This is a genomic window from Dyella sp. NPDC103356 (assembly GCF_055584465.1).
On sequence record NZ_JBVJLZ010000001.1, the window covers coordinates 636,005 to 654,718 of the forward strand.

General features: G+C 62.2%; 16 protein-coding genes. 7 read left to right on the forward strand and 9 right to left on the reverse strand.

The genetic code is table 11. The annotated features are described in order from the left end of the window. Nucleotide 1 precedes the first annotated feature (1 nt). The gene (glyA, locus tag ACZ6WW_RS02780) at nt 2-1,255 is read right to left on the reverse strand and encodes a serine hydroxymethyltransferase (protein ID WP_465272862.1); all 1,254 of its coding nucleotides are present in this window, start codon (nt 1,253-1,255) and stop codon (nt 2-4) included. Between the two features lie 146 nt (nt 1,256-1,401). On the opposite strand from glyA, the gene ACZ6WW_RS02785 reads away from it, so the two are divergent. The 3 genes from ACZ6WW_RS02785 (at nt 1,402) to ACZ6WW_RS02795 (ending at nt 3,715) form a co-directional block, all read left to right on the forward strand. Continuing rightward, a complete protein-coding gene (locus ACZ6WW_RS02785) occupies nt 1,402-2,472 on the forward strand; it encodes an alpha/beta hydrolase family protein (RefSeq protein ID WP_465272863.1) in 1,071 nt (356 codons plus the stop codon). Nucleotides 2,473-2,490: 18 nt separating this feature from the next. Next, complete coding sequence (locus tag ACZ6WW_RS02790) at nt 2,491-3,093, forward strand: TetR/AcrR family transcriptional regulator (protein WP_465272864.1); 603 nt, start codon at nt 2,491-2,493, stop codon at nt 3,091-3,093. A 151-nt stretch (nt 3,094-3,244) separates the two neighbouring features. Beyond that, the gene (locus tag ACZ6WW_RS02795) at nt 3,245-3,715 is read left to right on the forward strand and encodes a hypothetical protein (protein WP_465272865.1); all 471 of its coding nucleotides are present in this window, start codon (nt 3,245-3,247) and stop codon (nt 3,713-3,715) included. Nucleotides 3,716-3,784: 69 nt separating this feature from the next. Here ACZ6WW_RS02795 and ACZ6WW_RS02800 read toward each other — a convergent pair whose 3' ends face one another. Beyond that, the gene (locus tag ACZ6WW_RS02800) at nt 3,785-4,681 is read right to left on the reverse strand and encodes a DUF817 domain-containing protein (RefSeq protein ID WP_465272866.1); all 897 of its coding nucleotides are present in this window, start codon (nt 4,679-4,681) and stop codon (nt 3,785-3,787) included. Nucleotides 4,682-4,907: 226 nt separating this feature from the next. Between ACZ6WW_RS02800 and ettA the strand changes: the two genes are divergently transcribed. Both ettA and pyrF read left to right on the forward strand, forming a co-directional pair. Beyond that, complete coding sequence (ettA, locus tag ACZ6WW_RS02805) at nt 4,908-6,569, forward strand: energy-dependent translational throttle protein EttA (RefSeq protein ID WP_465272867.1); 1,662 nt, start codon at nt 4,908-4,910, stop codon at nt 6,567-6,569. 303 nt (nt 6,570-6,872) lie between these two features. Further along, on the forward strand, nt 6,873-7,685 hold the full coding sequence (gene pyrF, locus ACZ6WW_RS02810; RefSeq protein WP_281852146.1) for an orotidine-5'-phosphate decarboxylase: 813 nt from the start codon (nt 6,873-6,875) through the stop codon (nt 7,683-7,685). A gap of 3 nt (nt 7,686-7,688) precedes the next feature. On the opposite strand, the gene ACZ6WW_RS02815 is transcribed toward pyrF, so the two are convergent. The 7 genes from ACZ6WW_RS02815 to ACZ6WW_RS02845 all read right to left on the reverse strand — a co-directional run bounded on the left by ACZ6WW_RS02815 (nt 7,689) and on the right by ACZ6WW_RS02845 (nt 16,527). Next, nucleotides 7,689-8,843: an acyltransferase family protein gene (locus ACZ6WW_RS02815; RefSeq protein ID WP_465272868.1), complete on the reverse strand. Its 1,155-nt coding sequence runs from the start codon at nt 8,841-8,843 to the stop codon at nt 7,689-7,691. Between the two features lie 15 nt (nt 8,844-8,858). Beyond that, a complete protein-coding gene (locus ACZ6WW_RS02820) occupies nt 8,859-9,383 on the reverse strand; it encodes a DinB family protein (protein ID WP_465272869.1) in 525 nt (174 codons plus the stop codon). A 76-nt stretch (nt 9,384-9,459) separates the two neighbouring features. Next, a complete protein-coding gene (locus ACZ6WW_RS02825) occupies nt 9,460-9,837 on the reverse strand; it encodes a hypothetical protein (RefSeq protein ID WP_465272870.1) in 378 nt (125 codons plus the stop codon). Between the two features lie 366 nt (nt 9,838-10,203). Further along, entirely contained in the window at nt 10,204-10,983 is a 780-nt protein-coding gene (locus ACZ6WW_RS02830; RefSeq protein ID WP_465272871.1) for an AcvB/VirJ family lysyl-phosphatidylglycerol hydrolase, read from the reverse strand. Then, on the reverse strand, nt 10,980-13,589 hold the full coding sequence (gene mprF / locus ACZ6WW_RS02835; protein ID WP_465272872.1) for a bifunctional lysylphosphatidylglycerol flippase/synthetase MprF: 2,610 nt from the start codon (nt 13,587-13,589) through the stop codon (nt 10,980-10,982). Before mprF ends, ACZ6WW_RS02830 begins: the two co-directional genes overlap by 4 nt. Before the next feature lie 265 nt (nt 13,590-13,854). Then, nucleotides 13,855-15,849, reverse strand: a complete 1,995-nt coding sequence (locus ACZ6WW_RS02840; RefSeq protein ID WP_465272873.1) for an OPT family oligopeptide transporter — start codon at nt 15,847-15,849, stop codon at nt 13,855-13,857. Nucleotides 15,850-16,068: 219 nt separating this feature from the next. Beyond that, on the reverse strand, nt 16,069-16,527 hold the full coding sequence (locus tag ACZ6WW_RS02845; RefSeq protein ID WP_465272874.1) for a BP74-related protein: 459 nt from the start codon (nt 16,525-16,527) through the stop codon (nt 16,069-16,071). Between the two features lie 408 nt (nt 16,528-16,935). Here ACZ6WW_RS02845 and ACZ6WW_RS02850 point away from each other — a divergent pair, with 408 nt between their 5' ends. Together ACZ6WW_RS02850 and ACZ6WW_RS02855 are read left to right on the forward strand one after the other, a co-directional pair. Continuing rightward, nucleotides 16,936-17,808 carry an alpha/beta fold hydrolase gene (locus ACZ6WW_RS02850; protein ID WP_465272875.1) on the forward strand — a complete coding sequence of 291 codons (873 nt, stop codon included), beginning with the start codon at nt 16,936-16,938 and terminating at the stop codon, nt 17,806-17,808. After that, the gene (locus ACZ6WW_RS02855) at nt 17,805-18,674 is read left to right on the forward strand and encodes a class I SAM-dependent methyltransferase (RefSeq protein ID WP_465272876.1); all 870 of its coding nucleotides are present in this window, start codon (nt 17,805-17,807) and stop codon (nt 18,672-18,674) included. The genes ACZ6WW_RS02850 and ACZ6WW_RS02855 overlap by 4 nt, the downstream gene beginning before the upstream one ends. Nucleotides 18,675-18,714 lie beyond the last annotated feature (40 nt).

The window sequence follows — 18,714 nt, forward strand, 5'->3', positions numbered from 1 at the left end:
GTCAACCGTAAACCGGGAACTTCTTGCACTGCGCCGTGACCTGCTCGCGCACCTTCTTGATGACGGCATCATCGGCCGGCGCATCGAGTACGTCGCAGATCCAGTTGGTCAGTTCGACTACATCGCTCTCTTTGTAGCCACGCGTGGTCACGGCCGGGGTACCGACACGCAGACCCGAGGTGACAAACGGCGAGCGCGGGTCGTTCGGCACCGCGTTCTTGTTGACCGTGATGTGCGCCTTGCCCAGGGCCGCCTCGGCATCTTTGCCGGTGACGTCGCGGCCGATCAGGTCGATCAGCATCAGGTGGTTCTCGGTACCGCCGGAAACCACCTTGTAGCCACGCTCGATCAACGTCTTGGCCATGGCCTTGGCGTTCTTGATCACCTGTGCCTGATAGTCCTTGAAGGACGGCTCCAACGCTTCCTTGAACGCCACCGCCTTGGCGGCGATCACGTGCATCAACGGGCCACCCTGGATGCCGGGGAACACGATCGACTGCAGCTTTTTCTCGATCTCTTCGCCCAGGTCCTTGGCGATGACGAAACCGCCGCGCGGACCGCGCAGGGTCTTGTGCGTGGTCGAGGTCACCACGTGCGCATGCGGTACCGGGTTCGGATACACACCTGCGGCGATCAGCCCGGCGACGTGCGCCATGTCGACGAAGAGATAGGCACCGACCTTGTCGGCGATGGCGCGGAAGCGCGCCCAATCCATCACCTGCGAGTAGGCGGAAAAACCAGCGACGATCATCTTCGGCTTGTGCTCGACCGCCAGGCGCTCGACTTCGTCGTAATCGACCAGACCCTGATCGTTGACGCCGTACTGCACGGCGTTGAACAGCTTGCCGGAGATATTGACCTTGGCGCCGTGCGTCAGATGACCGCCATGGGCCAGCGACATGCCCAGGATCGTATCGCCCGGCTGCAGCAGCGCCAGGTACACAGCCTGGTTCGCCTGCGAGCCCGAATGCGGCTGCACGTTGGCATAGGTAGCGCCGAACAGCTGCTTAAGACGGTCGATCGCCAGCTTTTCGGCGATGTCGACATATTCGCAACCGCCGTAATAGCGCTTGCCCGGATAGCCCTCGGCGTACTTGTTGGTCAGCACCGAACCCTGCGCTTCGAGCACGCGGGGGCTGGCGTAGTTCTCCGAGGCGATCAGTTCGACGTGGTCTTCCTGGCGACGGGCTTCGGCGGCAATGGCCTGGGCCAATTCGTCGTCATAACCGGCGATCGTATCGTTCTTGGGGAACATCCTGACCTCTTCTGGGTGGCAAGCGGGGATTTAGACGCGAAATTGTAACGCTCAGGGAAGGTTACGGCCAATGGCAGCACTTGCATGACGCATTTCGTACGATGTACGGTACGTTGTACGCAATTCCATTCTTGGGGTTAACGCTCATGTCCGACCGCTTTCGCGCCGTGCGCTGGCTTGCTCTTCTCGCGCTATGCCTGACCCACCTCGCCGCCCTGGCCGCCTCACCGGCCACGACCGGCGTGGGCCTGGGTGACATCCGTATCCACGACCCGGTAAGCGGCGGCGAGATGCCGGGATTAGTGTTTTATCCATCCGCCCAGGCCAAAGGCATCACCGTGCGCGGCCCTTATCGGATCGAGGCTACGGTAGATGCGCAGGCCATCCCCGGCCCCAAACCGCTGGTCGTGATTTCTCATGGCAATGGCGGCTCGGACATGGGACACCACGACCTGGCTACCTATCTGGCCAGCCATGGCTTCGTGGTCGCCACACTGGAACATACGGGCGACAACTTCCATGACCAGAGCGGGGTCGGTTATCCGCAAGTAATGGGCGGCCGACCGGTCCAGGTCGCCGCCACCATCAGCACCCTGCTCGCCGATCCCCGCTGGAAGACGCTCATCGACGACAACCGCATCGGCATCGCCGGTTTCTCCGCCGGCGGCTACACGGCGTTGATGGTGGTGGGCGCCAAGCCTCATCTGGAGCGCTTCATCGGATACTGCAAAAAGTACCCGGGCGATGAACCCGCGTGCGGCCCACTGCGCAGGCTGCTTGCCTCCGCGGCCAGGCATGGGCAAACCGACCAGACTATCGTCGCCCTCTTTCAGAAAGACCTGCTCAAGTGGGGCGATACCGCCGATCCGCGCGTCAAGGCCGCGTTCGCCATGGCACCGTTGAGCATCCCGTTCGACGCCTCCAGCGTTGCTGCCATCACGCGCCCCGTTTATCTCTACTACGGCCAGGACGACCACGTCCTGATACCTCAGGAAAACGCCGCGCGCCTGGCGCCCCTGCTGCATACGCTCGAAGGCAAGACCGTGGTGCCAAAAGCCGATCACTGGGTCTTTCTCGCGCCCTGCTCGCCCGAACTGGCCAAGGAGGCGCCGGTGATCTGCAGCGACCCGGCCGGCGTGGATCGCGTCAAGGTGCACGCGCAGATACAAAAAGATGCGTTGGCATTCTTCCGCAAGACGCTGCATGTTTCGCCTTGAAATGAAGGAAAAATCCGCGTGCCCAAAGCGCTGAGCGAACACGAAACCGAAGCCTTTCGCGAACGCATCTGCGATTGCGCGGCAAGGCTGTACGTCGAAGAAGGGCCGGCGGCGGTCACCATGCGCCGTATCGCGACCGATCTGGGTTGCGGCACGATGACCCCGTACCGCTACTACCCGAACAAGGAAAGCATCATGACCGCCGTGCGCACGCGCGGCATGCACCGGTTTTCGCAAGCGCTGGAAGATGCGCTCGACTCGCCCGGCGACGGCCGTGCCCGCAGCCGGGCGGTGCGCGATGCGTACATCGCCTTTGCACGCGCCAACACCGCTACCTATCGCCTGATGTTCGAATACCCCGAACCGCACAGGGACGATGCCGCCTACCACGAGGCGCACGAACGCATGTTGCGCACGGTAGTCGCGCACGTCGATGTAATGATCGACGAAGGCAGGATCCAGGCCGACGCACCGATCTTCGGCCACCAGATCTGGGCCGCCCTGCATGGCGCGGTCATGCTGGAAATCGCCGGCATGCTGCCACCCGGCTTCGATGCGGCGTCGCTGCATACACGTACGGTAAGCGCGCTGATTGAAGCGGCAAGCCCGAGGCCCGGGTAACTGGAACGTCGAATGTCGTGGCGAATGCGCCACGGCTTACGTCACCGGTCCGCGATTCTGATTTTCGACCGTTGGCGCGGCCGCTACGATCAAAGCCGGCCATCGTGCTTTCCCATGACAGCCGTTTTCTCATTGATGAGAGTGCAACAGCATGAAGCTATCGACGTTTTCAGCCGCGCTTTGCGGTCTGTGTTTCACAGCAACCTTGCCGGCCATCGCCACGAACTTCGCCCAACCCGACAGCTATGCCGAGGCAAAGGCTCCGGAAGTGGCAGCCGCTATCGAGTCCGTCCCAGTCCCCGCCGACGGCAAGCTACCGCCGTTCTCGCTTCATGAAGGCGAACTGCGCATATTCCACCTCTCTCGTCCCACAGGGCCTGGCGAAGTGCGTCTCACCGGGCATGGTGGCACAGGCACGATCCAATGGTCGGTGGTTGGCGAAGATCACGAGATCTATCTTTTTTCCCCCGAGGCGCAAGCCGTCGACCATATCCACGTGCTCTGGGGTTGGCAGTTCAACAACCGCCCGGAACGGCTGTATTTCGTGTTCGAAGGCGGTCCGGGCGGCACGCGGGAATCCGAATTGTCGATACAAAGCCGCTTCGGAATACTGTCCCCATAACGTGGTTGTCGCATGGATGCCTTGCGAGGTGATGTCACTGTCGAACGACTGCGCAGTCGCCGGTCTTGGTCAATCCAGCCTCTCCTCGACATGGCTGGATGGTGCCGGCAAATCATTCCGGCGTCGCGCGACAGCCGACACCATCACGTAGCTGATGATCATCAATAAAAGCCACGCGCCAAGCTTTTGCAACGGCACCATATGCCAGCCATCGCGTTGCGCGGGATAGCGCCACGCCGCAGTAAACGTACCGATATTTTCAGCCAACCAGATAAACGTGGCGACCAGCACCAGGCCCAGCAGCAACGGCATGCGTCGATGCACGGCACGAATGCGAAACTCGACCCAGGCGGGGCCGAACAGCCACGCGGTGGCAACGAACAACAACAGACGCATGTCCGGCAGAAAATGGTGGGTAAAGAAATTGGCGTAGATCGCGATGGCCAGCCATACCGTGGCGGCAAACGGTGGGTGCCGCGCGAAGCGAAAATCGAACAACCGCCAGGCACGCGCGATATAGCTGCCGATCGACGCATACATGAAGCCGGAAAACAGCGGCACGCCGCCGACGCGCAAGAACGACGCCTCGGGATACACCCACGAGCCGACCGAGGTCTTGAAAACCTCCATGATCGTCCCGGCGATATGAAACAGCAGAATGACCGACGCTTCTTCGCGCGTCTCCAGCCCGCATGCGAGCAGAGCAACCTGCATCGCCAGCGCGGCAAGCGTCAGAAAGTCATAACGACTGAGCCACGCATCAGCCGGATACAGCAGCCAGCTCGACAACAGCAACGCCAACATGCAACCGCCAAACAAGCAGGCGTAGGCCTGTTTGATGCCAAAACAGAGCAATTCGTGCAGCGTCACCGCCCAAGCGCCCCGTGTAGCCGCCCAGCGCGCCGCGGCCCGATCCCAAGCGCCCAGCAGCGCCGTCGCCCCCGATGTCCCGTAGATTTCCGCCATGTCCCGTCGCCCGGCCAATGTCCGAACGAGCATGGCGGGCAAATCGGGCCGTAAGCCTCGCGGTTATGGCGCCGCCATGACAAACCGGGCGCTGCCGCTGCCTTGTCCGGGCATCTTCACCGTGGCAGCGCGACGTCCGATCGGCGATAATTGGCGGTCAATTCCCCATTTCCTTTGCCGGACCGCGCTTTAGCGGGCCGACGGACCGCCCTTAAGGGAGCGAAGCATGCAGTACATCTACACCATGAACGGGGTCAGCAAGATCGTCCCGCCGAAGCGTCAGATCATCAAGGACATCTCGCTGTCGTTTTTCCCGGGCGCCAAGATCGGCCTGCTGGGCCTGAACGGTGCCGGTAAGTCGACCGTGCTGCGCATCATGGCCGGCGTCGATACCGATTTTCAGGGTGAAGCCCGCCCGCAGCCGGGCATCAAGGTCGGCTACCTGGCGCAGGAACCTCAGCTGGACGCGGACAAGACTGTCCGCGAGGCCGTCGAGGAAGGCGTCTCCGTCGTGCTCGATGCGCAGAAGCGCCTCGAGGAGGTCTATGCCGCCTATGCCGAAGAAGGCGCCGATTTCGACAAGCTGGCCAAGGAGCAGGAGGCGTTGGAAAGCATCCTGGCTGCCAACGACGCCCATGCGCTGGAGCGCCAGCTCGAAGTAGCCGCCGACGCGCTGCGCCTGCCACCGTGGGACGCCAAGATCGGGCCGCTCTCCGGTGGTGAAAAGCGCCGTGTCGCGCTGTGCCGCCTGCTGCTGTCCAAGCCGGACATGCTGCTGCTCGACGAGCCGACCAACCACTTGGACGCCGAGTCGGTCGACTGGCTGGAGCAGTTCCTGCAGAACTACCCGGGCACCGTGGTGGCCGTGACCCATGATCGCTACTTCCTGGACAACGCCGCCGAGTGGATTCTCGAACTCGATCGCGGCCGCGGCATTCCGTGGAAGGGCAACTACACCGAGTGGCTGGAGCAGAAGGACGCCCGCCTCAAGCAGGAAGCCTCGCAGGAAAAGTCCCGCCAGAAGGCCATCGAGAAGGAACTGGAATGGGTCCGTTCGGCCGCCAAGGGCCGCCAGTCCAAGGGCAAGGCGCGCTTGAACCGCTTCGAAGAGTTGAATGCGGTCGAATACCAGCGCCGCAACGAAACCAATGAAATCTTCATTCCGCCGGGCGAGCGCCTGGGCCAGGAAGTGATCGAGTTCAAGAACGTCAGCAAGTCCTTCGGCGACCGCATGCTGATCGACGACCTGTCGTTCAAGATTCCTCCGGGCGCCATCGTCGGCGTGATCGGCCCCAACGGCGCCGGCAAATCCACGCTGATGAAGCTGATCACCGGCAAGGAACAGCCCGACCAGGGCGAGGTGAAGCTCGGCCACACGGTCAAGCTTGCCTATGTCGACCAGTCGCGCGGCATGCTCGATGGCAAGAACAACGTATGGCAGGAAATCTCCGGCGGCGCCGACATCCTCACCGTCGGCAACTTCGAGATTCAGTCGCGCGCCTACATCGGCCGCTTCAACTTCAAGGGCACCGACCAGCAGAAGATCGTCGGCAACCTGTCCGGCGGTGAGCGCGGTCGCCTGCACCTGGCCAAGACCTTGCTGCAGGGCGGTAACGTACTGCTGCTCGACGAACCGTCGAACGATCTTGACGTGGAAACGCTGCGCGCGCTCGAAGACGCGATCCTGGAATTCCCCGGTTGCGCGATGGTCATCTCGCATGACCGCTGGTTCCTCGACCGTATCGCGACGCATATCATCGCGTTCGAAGGCGACTCGCACGTGGAATTCTTCCCCGGCAACTACAACGAGTACGAAGCGGACAAGAAGCGTCGCCTGGGTGAGGAAGGCTCCAAGCCCAAGCGTGTGAAGTACAAGAAGCTGGCTTAAGAGCAGAAATGGAAATTGGGTAGCGGGGTGTAAAATTCGACCGCTGCCCGATTGCCATCCATCGTGGTCGCGATCTAAGGGTATCTCGAACAACCCCCTACCCGTCATCCCGGCGCAGGCCGGGACCAGTGGCGTTATCGGCGGGTTGTCGCGCCAGAGCCCAGGTAGAATCGCGAAAACCGACAACCGAAGCCACTGGATCCCGGCCTACGCCGGGATGACGATGGAAACCGAGGTTATTGAAGGCTCCTGAAGGCTCCTGAAGGCCGTCCCGCAAAACCCTGCCACCTCCGGAGGAACGCCATGCACTTCATGCAATCCCTGAAACGCGCATGGGCCGCCAACAACTCGCTGGTCTGTGTCGGCTTCGATCCGGAGCCGTCGAAATTCCCCGCGCACCTGCGTGAGCATCCCGATGCAGTGTTCGAGTTCTGCCGGGCCATCGTCAACGCTACCGGCGACCTGGTCTGCGCGTTCAAGCCGCAGATCGCGCACTTTGCCGCGCTCAGCGCGGAAGACGCACTGGAACGCCTGATTGCGCATGCGCATGCAATGTTTCCGCATGTGCCGGTGATCCTCGACGCAAAGCGCGGCGATATCGGCAGCACGGCGCAGCACTATGTCACCGAGGCCTTCGAGCGCTACGAGGCCGATGCGGTGACGCTCAATCCCTATCTTGGCCGCGACTCGATCCAGCCCTTCCTCGACCACGCCGACAAGGGCGTGATCCTGCTTTGCCATACCTCCAACCCCGGTGCATCCGATCTGCAGGATCTCGATGTCGGCGGCCTGCCGCTTTACCAGCATGTCGCCCGGCTGGTGGCGCAGGAATGGAACGCGAACGGGAACTGCGCGCTGGTGACCGGCGCGACCTGGCCGGAGCAGTTGGCCCAAGTGCGCGCACTGGTCGGCGATATGCCGCTGCTGGTGCCCGGCATCGGTGCGCAGGGTGGCGACGTCGAAGCGGTAGTGCGTCATGGCCGCACAGCCGACAGCAACGGCCTGATGATCAACTCTTCGCGCGCGATCCTCTATGCGGGCAACGGCGAAGATTTCGCTCAGGCATCGCGCGCCGCCACCATCGAATTGCGCGACACGATCAACCGCTACCGCTGAACCTCAACCGGGCTCGCTGGCCAGCGAGCTTTCGGTACGAGCCGGTAACAAGCGGGCACGCAACCAACGCTCCGCCGGCAGCGAGAGCCAGCGCTCCACCGCCACGCCCAGCAGCCAACATAAAGGCAGTGCCGGCACGTACCAGAGAAAGCCCAGGCGCTCGTCCCCGCCAAAGGCGCGATACGCGCGCACCGCCGCGAAGACGACAAACATGTGCGTGAGATAGATCTCGTAGCTCAGGCGGCCCCAGCTACGCAGCCAGCCAAAGCCTGGGAGCGGCTTGCGATCGCCGCGGCGCGCCTGCTCCGCAAAAGCGATCAACAAGGCCAGCGCCGACAAGGTCAGCAGCAACATGTAGCCGTTGTGGATGTACTGCCAGATCCAGCCGCCCGCGACGAACGTGCAAACAAGACCCGCCCAGCCGACCACAAGCAAGACGAGTACACCATGTCTGGGCAAGCGCAAGCGTGGCATCAGCCACGCGCCAATAACGCCGATCGCGATGGCGCTCATGCCGGGCAGATACGCCTTCTCCTGCCAGATCTCATTCGCTTCCAGCGCGGCACGCGTCCATGGCAAGCTGACCGCCAGCAACATCAATAGCGGGATCAACACCGCATCGCGGCGGATCAGCAGACATAGCAGCGGAAAGCCGAGATAGAAGACCTCTTCGATCGACAACGACCACAGTACATCCCAGTTCCCTGGCAGGTAGCCGGTAACGCCTTCGTACCAGTTCAGGTGCAAGCCCAATGCCGCGAAGAGCGCACCCGGCAGCGACTGCCCCTCACGATGAATCACATAGTCGTCGACGCCCAGCAGATGCAAAACGCTGAGTACGACCAGCAAAGCCAGCAGGCAAGGCACGATGCGCGCAAACCGGCGCGCATAGAAGGCACGCGCGTCGATATGCCGAAACGAACCCCAGCGGTGCAAGGCATTGCCGGCGATCAGGAATCCCGAAATCACAAAAAACACGAACACGGCCTCATAGCCGTTGTAATTGAGCGCGCGCAACACAGGCATGGGCAGCACGTCGGCCAGCATGGTTTTCTTGAATGGGATGCGCAGGCCGATATGGTGCAACACCACCAGCAGGATCGACAGGCCGCGCAAGGCATCGATGCCCGGGTTACGTCCCTGAGTGACTTGTTTCATCGTCTGCATTCGCGGCTAGAGCAAGGTAATGAGATCGGTCGCACCGACATCGACACCGGCCTGGCTGAGCAAGGTCGTGATCTGGCCGCGGTGATGCGTCTGGTGATTGAAGAAATGCAGCAGGACAAAGCCCAGCGGGCGCTCGAACGATTCGCCGGCCCGGTTGAGATAGGTCAGCGGCTGATCGCAATGGGCCGCCGTCAACTGCCCGGCAAAGGCAAGAATCGTCTCGTCCATCGCTATCCGGGCAGCGCGCAGAGAGGGGAAATCCTCATGCACCGGCCCGGTGAGCAGATAGGGATGGGTCAAGGCGTGTACCGGCGCCAATGCGCTGAAATCGGCAGGGTGCTCGGCAAAGCGCTTCATCCAGATCGTGTCGGCTTTGAGCAGATGATCCAGCGTGCCGAACACCGAACCGAAAAACGCGCCGCAATGCTCGTTCAGCGCCACGTCGTCCCAATCGGCGACGGCAGCATACAGCTTGTCGTTCATCCACTGGTTGTAGCGTGCCAGGAGCTGGATGTCGCGCGGAGCGGGCATGGTCGGTATCGGCTGGTGGCGTCTGCCGGCGATACTGAGGCCATCGAAAAAAAAGCGCTACTGACGACCGGCACGCTCAGCGCGTGTGCAACCAGTACACCTGGATGCCGTTGGCGCGATCTTCGGCGCGCTGGCCTTCGCGCCCTTCCACCACGGTGCCCCAGGTCGAACGCAAGGCGCCCACTTGCACCCGGTCCACCCGAACCTGCTCGCCCTGCGGAATGATGAAGCGAGCCTCGACCACCATCACGCCTTCGCGTTCGAAGACCAGCGTGGCGGCCTTGCCCGGGCTGGCGCCCCAACCGATATGCAGCTCGCACGGAATGGGCGTGAACACGCCGCGGTTGTCCAGGCTCCAGCTCTCGGTCTTGCGCAGCAGCGACTCCAGATGCGGATCGCTCCAGTTGACGACGTTGCCCGAAGGGCCCGGCGGCGGTTTGTTGTAATGGCTCATAGTCGCGACAACCCGTTCATGCGCGTCATCACGGCACCACGGTTCACCGCGGCAACGCTGCCCGCATTGATCGGCATGATGCCAGTCCCCCGCGAAATGCGGGTGACGCCAGGATAAATACGGTCGGCCCCTGTGCGGACGCATAGCAGCATGAACTTACGGACTCCGGTGTGTCGCCGGTTTATCGTCCTGTGGGGGAATTACTTTAGGGTCACAGTAAGGACCTCAGTTTCCGTCGTCGCCCCGGCGGACGCCGGGGCCCAGCGTCTTCAGCGCGTTGAGCGCAAGTCACTAGATGACCAGCTTCGCTGTTGTAAAGCGCCTCCGGCGTTCGCCGGGATGACGGCTAGGAGATGCTTTCGAATCTTACTGCCCAGCAGGCAACTGCTCGAGCATTTCCGTCGCCAGCTTGCCGTAATCGCCATCAAAGTGGTGATCACCCTGCTTGGCGTCAACACGAATCCAGCTCGGCAACGATGGCTCGGTGCAGATGGTGTCGTCGCTCTCGTCCTTGCCGTAGTAGCAAACCACCGGGGGGTGGGCGTCGAGCGCCAGCAGCGGCGGCAAAGCGTCGTAGTGCTGCACCGGGTTGAACTTCTGGAGCCACTCCTGCGTGTGGGTCTTGAACCAGCCCTCGCGCATGTAGCCTTCCATCTCGATCTCGAAGCTGGCGTCGCGGGTGGGCGACAGCAGCACCAACTGGGCGATGGTGGCGCGGTTTTCGGGTTGCAGCTTGCCGATGATCGAGGGCAGCACGTCGGCGCCGAACGAGAAGCCGATCAGCCACACGCGCTTTTTCTTGAATGTCACCAGATTCTGCTGGATCAGCGCATCGAGATCGACCGCCGAATCGGCCGCCGAACGCGTCCGCCAGAAGTAGCTCAGCGCGCTCACGCCCAGCACCGGCACGCCGCGCTCGCTCAGCTTGGCACCCAGTTGCTTGTCCAGGTCGCGCCAACCGCCATCGCCGGAGTACACGATGGCCAGCACGTCTTCACGCCCCGCCGGCGGCGTAGCGCCCGGTGCGGGAGGGATGACCGTCAACGACTCGGCCATGCTGGTGTGATGCCAAGGCTGCCACAAAAGCACGCCCACCGCGGCGCCAATAACGACCAGCGCAAATACCGACCACAAGACTTTTTTCATCGACGAACCATACCCGATAGGCCACCGGAAATCAGACTGGCCAGATTGGCCAGCGCTACCGGCAAGGCGATATTGGCCGGCACCGCCAAGTACCGCGGCTCCCACTCGGGATCGAACTTGTCCTTGTAGCGATGCAGGCCGCGGAAATTATAGAAACGTTCGCCACGGCCGAAGATCATCGCGCCGAAGCGGCTCCACAGGGTCGCGGTGCGGCGGCTCTGCAAGCCCGACAAGGGTGCCATGCCGAGGTTGAACCAGCGATAGCCTTCTTGCTTGGCCCACATCATCAGCTGGATGAACATGAAGTCCATGATGCCGGAGGTGCTGTCGGGCATGTGGCGCATCAGGTCCAGCGAGGCTTCTTCCTTGCTGTCGGTAAGGAACAGATTGGAGAACGCCACCGGCTCCTCGCCCTGCCAGATGATCGCCATCGGCGTGCGGCTCAGGTACGCCGGTTCGAACGTGCCCAGCGAGAACCCTTTTTCGCGCACGCGCTTGTCGCGCATCCAGGCATCGGAAATCTGCTTCAGCCGCGGCAGCATCGCCGGTACTGCCTCGGCCGGGATGATCTCCAGGCGCAGACCGTCGCGGGTGAGCTTGTTGACGGTGTTGCGCAGCACTTTCTTCGATTTGCCGTCGAGGTTGAACTCGTCCAGCTTGACCCGGGCTTCCTCGCCGATCTTGAGCAGATTCATGCCCACTTCGAGGTACAGGTCGAGGTCTTCAGGCCGCACCTGATAGAACAACGGCCAGCCGCCGGCGCGTTCGCACAGTTCGCGGAAGGTCCAGACCAGCTCGCGCCGTGCATCGTCGTTCTCGCCGACGGGGTCGCCCATGGCGATCCAGCTGCGGCCCTCCACGTCGTACATGATGAAGGCTGTGTGGTCCGCATCGAACAGCAGCGTCTTGTCGCCCATCAGGGCCAGATGCGCCTGCGCGGACGAATAGTTCTTGATCAACGGTAACGCCTTGACCAGGTCGCTTTCGTCCGGCAGTTGCAGACGCGGCGGTGCCGGGCGGATCAGCGACGCCAGGGCGAACAGCAAACCTGCCGCTGCCGCGCCGACCAGCGCACGCAAGGCGCGCGGTGCACCGCCGTGCAGGAAGCTGAACTCCCACCACAGGTTGCTGCTGTATTCGACATGCTTGTAGCTGAAAACCACCAGCCAGCTCGCACAGCCAAGCACGGCCAGGATCGCGATGATCCAGCCGACCGAGAAATTGGTACTGAACAACGACGCACGCCGGTAGAACAACTGATGCGCCGGCGCCAGGCCCAGTGCCAGCAGCGACAACAGCGTCGCTTCTTCGTAATCGATGCCCTTGAGCAGCGACAGCACCGCACCGACCACCAGCAATACCAGGGTCAGCACATAGGCCGCGTCGAGCCGGCGCTGCAAGCCACGCGCCAGGATCAGCAGCAGCATGCCGACCACGCTGCTGAGCAGATGCGAGACTTCGAGGACCGGCAGCGGCAGCACATTGCGCAGGATCGCCATGCGGTCCGGAATGGCGCTGGTGGCACCGGAGAACACCAGCACCGCACCCGACACCAGGGTCAGGCCAGCGAAAAACGGCGGCAACAGGCCGGTGAACCAGGGCGACAACAGGCTCTTGGTGCGCAAGCCACGCACTTCGCGCAGCAACACCATCAAGGTCGCGGCGCACAGCGGCAGGAAGTAGTAGATCAGACGGTACGCGGCCAGCGCGCCCAGAATCGGTGCTTCCAGGCCTTCGTTGCCGGTGGCGCCATAGCCGGCCAGCATCACCGCCTCGAACACGCCCAGGCCGCCGGGTACATGACTGATCAGGCCTGCGATCTGGCCCAAGGCAAATATCGCCAGGTAATGCCCGAAGCCGGTGTCGACTTCGTTGGGCATCAGCAGGTAGAGCACGCTCGCGGCCAGACCCCAATCGACCGTACCGACGATGATCTGGCGCAGCGCATTCTGCGGCGTCGGCATGCTGACCGGCCAGCGCCATACCCGCACCGGCTTGCGCAGCCACAGGCTGCCGGCCATCCACACCACCGGCAGCAAGGTCAGCAAGGCTCCGATCGGCAGGCGCAGCTCGGCAAAGGGCAGCGTGGCGGGCACCGGCACGATCAGCAGCGTGACGCCGGTCAGCGTGCACAGCCCCAGCCAGAAGCTCAGCGTGCAATACAGCACGACCTTGGCCACCTCGGCGGTGGAAAGGCCGGCCTGGATATAGAAGCGATAACGGATCGATCCGGAGATCAGCAGGGCCATGCCCAGCGTGTTGCTGAAGGCATAGCTCAGGAAGGAGATAAAGCTCACCTGCGCGCGCGGCAGGCGCTTGCCGATCGAGGCCACCCCGAACCAGTCGTACAGCGTCATCGCCACGTAGCTCAGCGCGGTCAACACCACCGCCAGCGCGATGCGCCAATCCGGCAGACCGTGGACGAAGCGGGCCACCTGGTGATAGCTGACTTCACGGGCCAGCTTGTGCAGCGCCCACAACGCCAGGCACAGCATCGCCAGCGACAGGAACGGCCCGGCCAGCCGGCGCAGCCACAGCGCGCCAACGCCCACCTGGGTCAAGCCATTACCTGGAATCGGAGCCTCCGCCCCATCTTGTTCCACCACGCGACTAACGCCTCCACACTATTACAACCGTCGCAGGTCGTTTCTGCGAACGGCGAAGCATAGCCTGTCAGGCCCCCGTAGGCTTCATCGTCACATAGGTAAATGACATCTGAGCGTAAAGCCGGCTGCTTCGCAGCCTGTGAAGCCGCGCCTGCGGCGCTGTGAAGGGTAAAGAGGAAAGGCCGGCAGCCTGGACGCTCATGGCAGCCTGCTTTCCCTCTTTACTCTTTCCTCTTTACAGGCCGCGCAGCGGCCGGCTTCACCCTCAAGCCTTGCCCAGCGCCAACCGGCTGATCCAGCGGTACAGCACGAACATCACCGCGGCGAACGCGATGCCGCCGATCCATACGGCCGGTACCGCGAAGCTGTCGCTGACCAGGGCCAAGGGTGCGGCATTGCTGGTGAAGGCCACGATAGCGGCGATCAAGACCAGGATCAGGCTCTCGCCCACGATCATGCCCGAGGCCAGCAGCACGCCCAGTTGCTTGGTCGCCTCCGGCTTCGGGCCGCGGTCGGCACGATGGTCGAAGTACGCACCCACCAGGGCACCAACCACCACCATCAAGGTGGTCGAGGTCGGCAGGTAGATGCCCAGGCCGACGGCCAAAGCGGGCAGGCGCACCGACTTGGTCGTGGCACCCAGGACGGCATCGAGCACGATGATGACCACGCCGATAACCGCGCCGACGGCGATCAGGCTCCAGTCGATATTGTTTTCGATCACACCCTGCGCCAGGGCCGAGATCAATCCGGCCTGCGGAGCGGCCAAGGCCTTGGCGGGATCGGCCCCCGGAACACCGGCAAAGCCGTAGGCGTGGTTGAGCAGGTCCAGCACCGGCGGAATGATCACCGCACCGGCCAGCACGCCGATCACCAGCGCTACCTGCTGCTTCCACGGCGTCGCATCGACCAACTGACCGGTCTTGAGATCCTGCAGGTTGTTGTTGGCGATCGCCGCCACCGCAAATACCACCGCCGTGACGAACAGCGCGAAGGCCACCAGGGCCTTGCCGCTTTCCGGCGGCAGATGCGGCTTGACCCCTGCGACCAGCAGCATGGCAGCGGCCAGCACCACCAGGATGCCCACGCCGGACAAGGGGCTATTGGACGAACCGATCAGGCCGGCCATGTAGCCGCACACCGCCGACACGAAGAAGCTCATCAGCACCACGAAGGCCACGCCACCGATCACCAGCGTGGTCAACGACGAACCCAGCCCGGCACCTGCGCCGAAGCTGCCCAGCAGCCAACCGATCGGCGCCAGGCACAGCACGGTGATCAGCGCGACGATACCGATCGGCATGTCCTGTTCGGTGCGCGGCAGGGTATGCGCGTTACCGGCAGCACGCACGCGTGCGGCGGCCATGGCACCGGCCAGGCCACTGACCACCGGCTTGACCAGCTTGAGCAGCGTCCAGATCGCGGCAACGCCGATGGTACCGGCGCCGAGGAAGCGCACCTTGTGGCTCCAGGTCTCCTGGGCCACATCCGCCGCCGCGCCGACAACCGCAGCAAGCCCCGAGTAATGCGGCACGGCCCAGCCCCAGCCGATGATCGCGCCGACCAGCATCGCCACGCCGACCCACAGGCCGACCAGGTGGCCCACGGCAAACAAGGCGAAGGACAGATTGAAGTCGTAACCGCTCACCGAGCCGCGGTCGTTGAGCTTGAAGTACTGCGCCACGTCGCTGGCAAACACCTTCGTCTGCACCACGACCGCAAACACCGCCGCCACCACCGAGCCCCACACCATGGCCATCAGGCCAGCCTTGTTCTCGGCATCGGAATCGGCGCTGGCATCTTCGCCGCCGCCGACCTTGAGCACTTCGGCACAGGCCACGCCCTCCGGATACGGCAGGTCGGACAGGGTCACCAGCGCGCGCCGCAGCGGGATCGAATACATCACGCCCAGAATGCCGCCCAAGGCGCAGATGGCAAACGACACCCAGTAGGGAAAGCCGGTCCACCAACCGATCATGATCAGGCCGGGCAGCACGAAGATGATCGAGGACAAGGTGCCAGCCGCCGAGGCGATCGTCTGCACGATGTTGTTTTCCTGCACCGTCGCGCCCTTGAAGTAGCGCAGGATCGCCATCGAAATCACCGCTGCCGGGATCGAGGTGGCGAAGGTCAGGCCGGCCTTCAGGCCGAAGAACACGTTGGCCGCCGTGAATACCACGGTGATGACCACACCCAGGATCACGCCGCGAACGGTCAGCTCAGTACGGTTGTCGTCAACGGGCGGAAGGTTTGCGCTCACAAATAGATATCCTCGGCTGGGCGAAAAACGCGGATTGAAAGCTGCGACACCCTACCTGGCGAACGAACCCGAGGCCCGCGCCTATCGCCTGCTCCCCGTCGATCGCGGACACCCCGCGCCGACCCGGCATACCCCAGAGCATACCCAGCCCGGGCAGTAACACCAACGCCCGGCGTCGTCGCACCGTGGGCAGCCAGCCCACGATGCGGCGATTTCCGCTTATATCTTCACTTCGCGCACCAGGCGCATGCTCCAGGGGCGCCACTCGTTACCGGGCAGGTAGGAGCCACCCACCTCGGAAAGGTGTTCCTCGATCTCCATTGGCACCGCATCGCAAAGCTCGACGGTGTTGCCGAACAGCTCGATCGAATCCGGGTCGAGGTGGAATGGCCACGCTTCGTTGTACGCGGCACGCCCCCGAACGATCCTTCCCTTGACGCGCTGCTCGAACGCGGGCGTTCCATTGATGATGGATACGATCTTGTCCTGCAGCACCGGATCGGCCGTCCCGAAAATGAATTCGTGCGGCTCCCGAAAGAGAGCGCCGGTCGTGACAAAGGAGAAGTAGCGAGTGCCGGGAGCGACCGGCTCGTTGATCTGGTGGCCTGCCGCGAGGGCCGAACCGGAAATGCACGAAGCGAAAAGGATCGCTGCCGCAAAAAAATTCTTGCGCATCATGGTCTAGATTCCTTGTGACCGAATAAAAGAAAAGCGCAATCCGTACTCGAGGTGCTTGAGACGTACGAAGCCTACGAGCAAACGAGGAGATTGCCTGCATGAAGATAGGCAAAAGCCCGCAGCAGGTTCGTGCCCAATTCGAGATTTTTCCGTAGGGCAAAAAATGAATTTCCGAATGACCGATATTCGAAGATGTCATGGGGCGACGAATCACCCATTCAGCCCATCACCCTACATAGAAGGCGCCACTCCAACAAATGACATGCATTATTTTGACGAAAATCACAATTCAATGGCTTCTAAAAATATGTAATCGAATTATGTGAATGCCGAACGCGATGCACTCACTGTTCGCCCGTTAATAACCGAGCCTACATCACGCTGACTGCCCAACCATTGGAGCGGCATATGTCCATCCTTGGCGAGCTCGATTTTCGAGGATTTCGCTATCGTTACAAGCTGAGCGACAAACCTCAGGGCGAATGGCTGGTTATTCTGGGCGGCGCATTGCAAAGCCTCAACTCCTGGGATAATTACCTCGATTATTACAACAAGACCTTCCGAGTCGTGGTCTGCGACCTGCCCGGCATGGGCGAAAGCGATACCCTGCCCCGTGGCTACCCGATGGAATTTCTTGCCGACTGTCTCAAGCACCTGCTCGATTCGCTCGGTATTGCGCGCGTGCATATCAAAGCGGTTTCCTACGGCACGCCGATCACCTATCTCTTTGCCAACAAGTATCCGGAGAAGGTTGACCGGGTGATTCTCGCTGGCACCATGAAGCGGATTCCCGACGCCGTCATGGACGATACGCTCGCATCGATCCGCATCATGCAGAGTGAAGACCGCGAGCAGGCGATCGCCCTGTTCACCCGCATGTTCCTTTGTACGGACAAGCAGGACGACATCCAGAACAGCCGGCTTGCACAAAAGCTCCTGCGCATCGGTATCTCGAAGCTGAGCACGGTGCGGCGTAAGAACTATGTCGAAAATACCTTGCGCATGATCAACACGCCGCACCTGAACTACAGCGACTGTGCTCACCTTCCGTTTCTGATCTTTACTGGCGAATACGACAATTACACCCGCCCCGACTATTGCCGCGAAGTAGCGCAGCTGCTGCCTTCGGCCCACTACACGCTGATCAAGCGCGCCGACCATCTGGCTAACCTGGAGCAATTCGATACCGTAAGCCGGCTTTGCGAAGACTTCTTCGCCGGCCGCGACATCAGCCATGAGGCCAACTGCGGGCCGTATGAACACCTCGGTGTCATGGCATGAAATCGGGCCAAGCCAGCAAGACCGCCGAAGCCGTTGCGGCCGTGCGCGCCAGACACCGGATCTACGACTCGCCGCTGATAGTGGACGATCCCTGGGCGATCGAACTCACCAGTGCGGCGTGGCGGCGCATCTGTCGCAGCCGCATGCTCAGCTGGCTTGTGTTCGGCCTCCTGCTGGCCGCATTGCGACCGGTGCAGGGCAATATTCTGGGGCGAGCGCGCTATGTGGAAGAAAAGCTCGCCCAGGTGTCAGGCGGCGATATCCAATACGTCATCCTGGGTGCCGGCCTGGATTCCTACGCGCTGCGACAGAAGCCATCGCCCGAGCGCCTGCACATCTGGGAAGTCGATCATCCTGACAGCCAGGCGCAAAAGCTGGCCAAACTCAAAAAGCTGGCCATAGCCATCCCCGACAACGTTCGATTCATCCCCGTCGACCTGCAAGCCGTGCCCCTGGCCGAGGCATTAAGCACGCACGGGTTTCCTTTTCAGTCGACCTCGTTCATTTCACTGCTTGGCGTGTCCTACTACATCAACGAAACCGCACTGTTCGCGCTTATCAGCGACATCGCCAAATACTTCGCGTCCGGTTCGCAACTGGTGCTGGACATCCGGGTCAGCAGACAGTTCATTGCGGCGGATTATCTGGCTACGTTCGAAAAGACCGAGCGCTTCACGCGCAAACGCGGCGAGCCGATGATCAGCGATTTCGATCCGAGAGCTTTCATCGCACGGGCCGAAGGCATCGGACTGAAGCTGCGCGAGAGCCTTTCTCCGGCCGCGCAGCGAGCTCGTTACTTTTCTTCAAGACATGATGGCCTGACACCTTCACCCGAGATTTACTTCCTGCATTTCGAAGTTCCCTGAGTCGGTCATCGAGGCGCTAAGGCATGCTCGCAAGCCGTGG

Coding starts and splice junctions, on each gene's coding strand:
- glyA (WP_465272862.1), bottom strand. CDS start 1,255: ATGTTCCCCAAGAACGATACGATCGCCGGTTATGACGACGAATTGGCC.
- ACZ6WW_RS02785 (WP_465272863.1), top strand. CDS start 1,402: ATGTCCGACCGCTTTCGCGCCGTGCGCTGGCTTGCTCTTCTCGCGCTA.
- ACZ6WW_RS02795 (WP_465272865.1), top strand. CDS start 3,245: ATGAAGCTATCGACGTTTTCAGCCGCGCTTTGCGGTCTGTGTTTCACA.
- ACZ6WW_RS02800 (WP_465272866.1), bottom strand. CDS start 4,681: ATGGCGGAAATCTACGGGACATCGGGGGCGACGGCGCTGCTGGGCGCT.
- ettA (WP_465272867.1), top strand. CDS start 4,908: ATGCAGTACATCTACACCATGAACGGGGTCAGCAAGATCGTCCCGCCG.
- pyrF (WP_281852146.1), top strand. CDS start 6,873: ATGCACTTCATGCAATCCCTGAAACGCGCATGGGCCGCCAACAACTCG.
- ACZ6WW_RS02815 (WP_465272868.1), bottom strand. CDS start 8,843: ATGAAACAAGTCACTCAGGGACGTAACCCGGGCATCGATGCCTTGCGC.
- ACZ6WW_RS02820 (WP_465272869.1), bottom strand. CDS start 9,383: ATGCCCGCTCCGCGCGACATCCAGCTCCTGGCACGCTACAACCAGTGG.
- ACZ6WW_RS02825 (WP_465272870.1), bottom strand. CDS start 9,837: ATGAGCCATTACAACAAACCGCCGCCGGGCCCTTCGGGCAACGTCGTC.
- ACZ6WW_RS02830 (WP_465272871.1), bottom strand. CDS start 10,983: ATGAAAAAAGTCTTGTGGTCGGTATTTGCGCTGGTCGTTATTGGCGCC.
- ACZ6WW_RS02845 (WP_465272874.1), bottom strand. CDS start 16,527: ATGATGCGCAAGAATTTTTTTGCGGCAGCGATCCTTTTCGCTTCGTGC.
- ACZ6WW_RS02850 (WP_465272875.1), top strand. CDS start 16,936: ATGTCCATCCTTGGCGAGCTCGATTTTCGAGGATTTCGCTATCGTTAC.
- ACZ6WW_RS02855 (WP_465272876.1), top strand. CDS start 17,805: ATGAAATCGGGCCAAGCCAGCAAGACCGCCGAAGCCGTTGCGGCCGTG.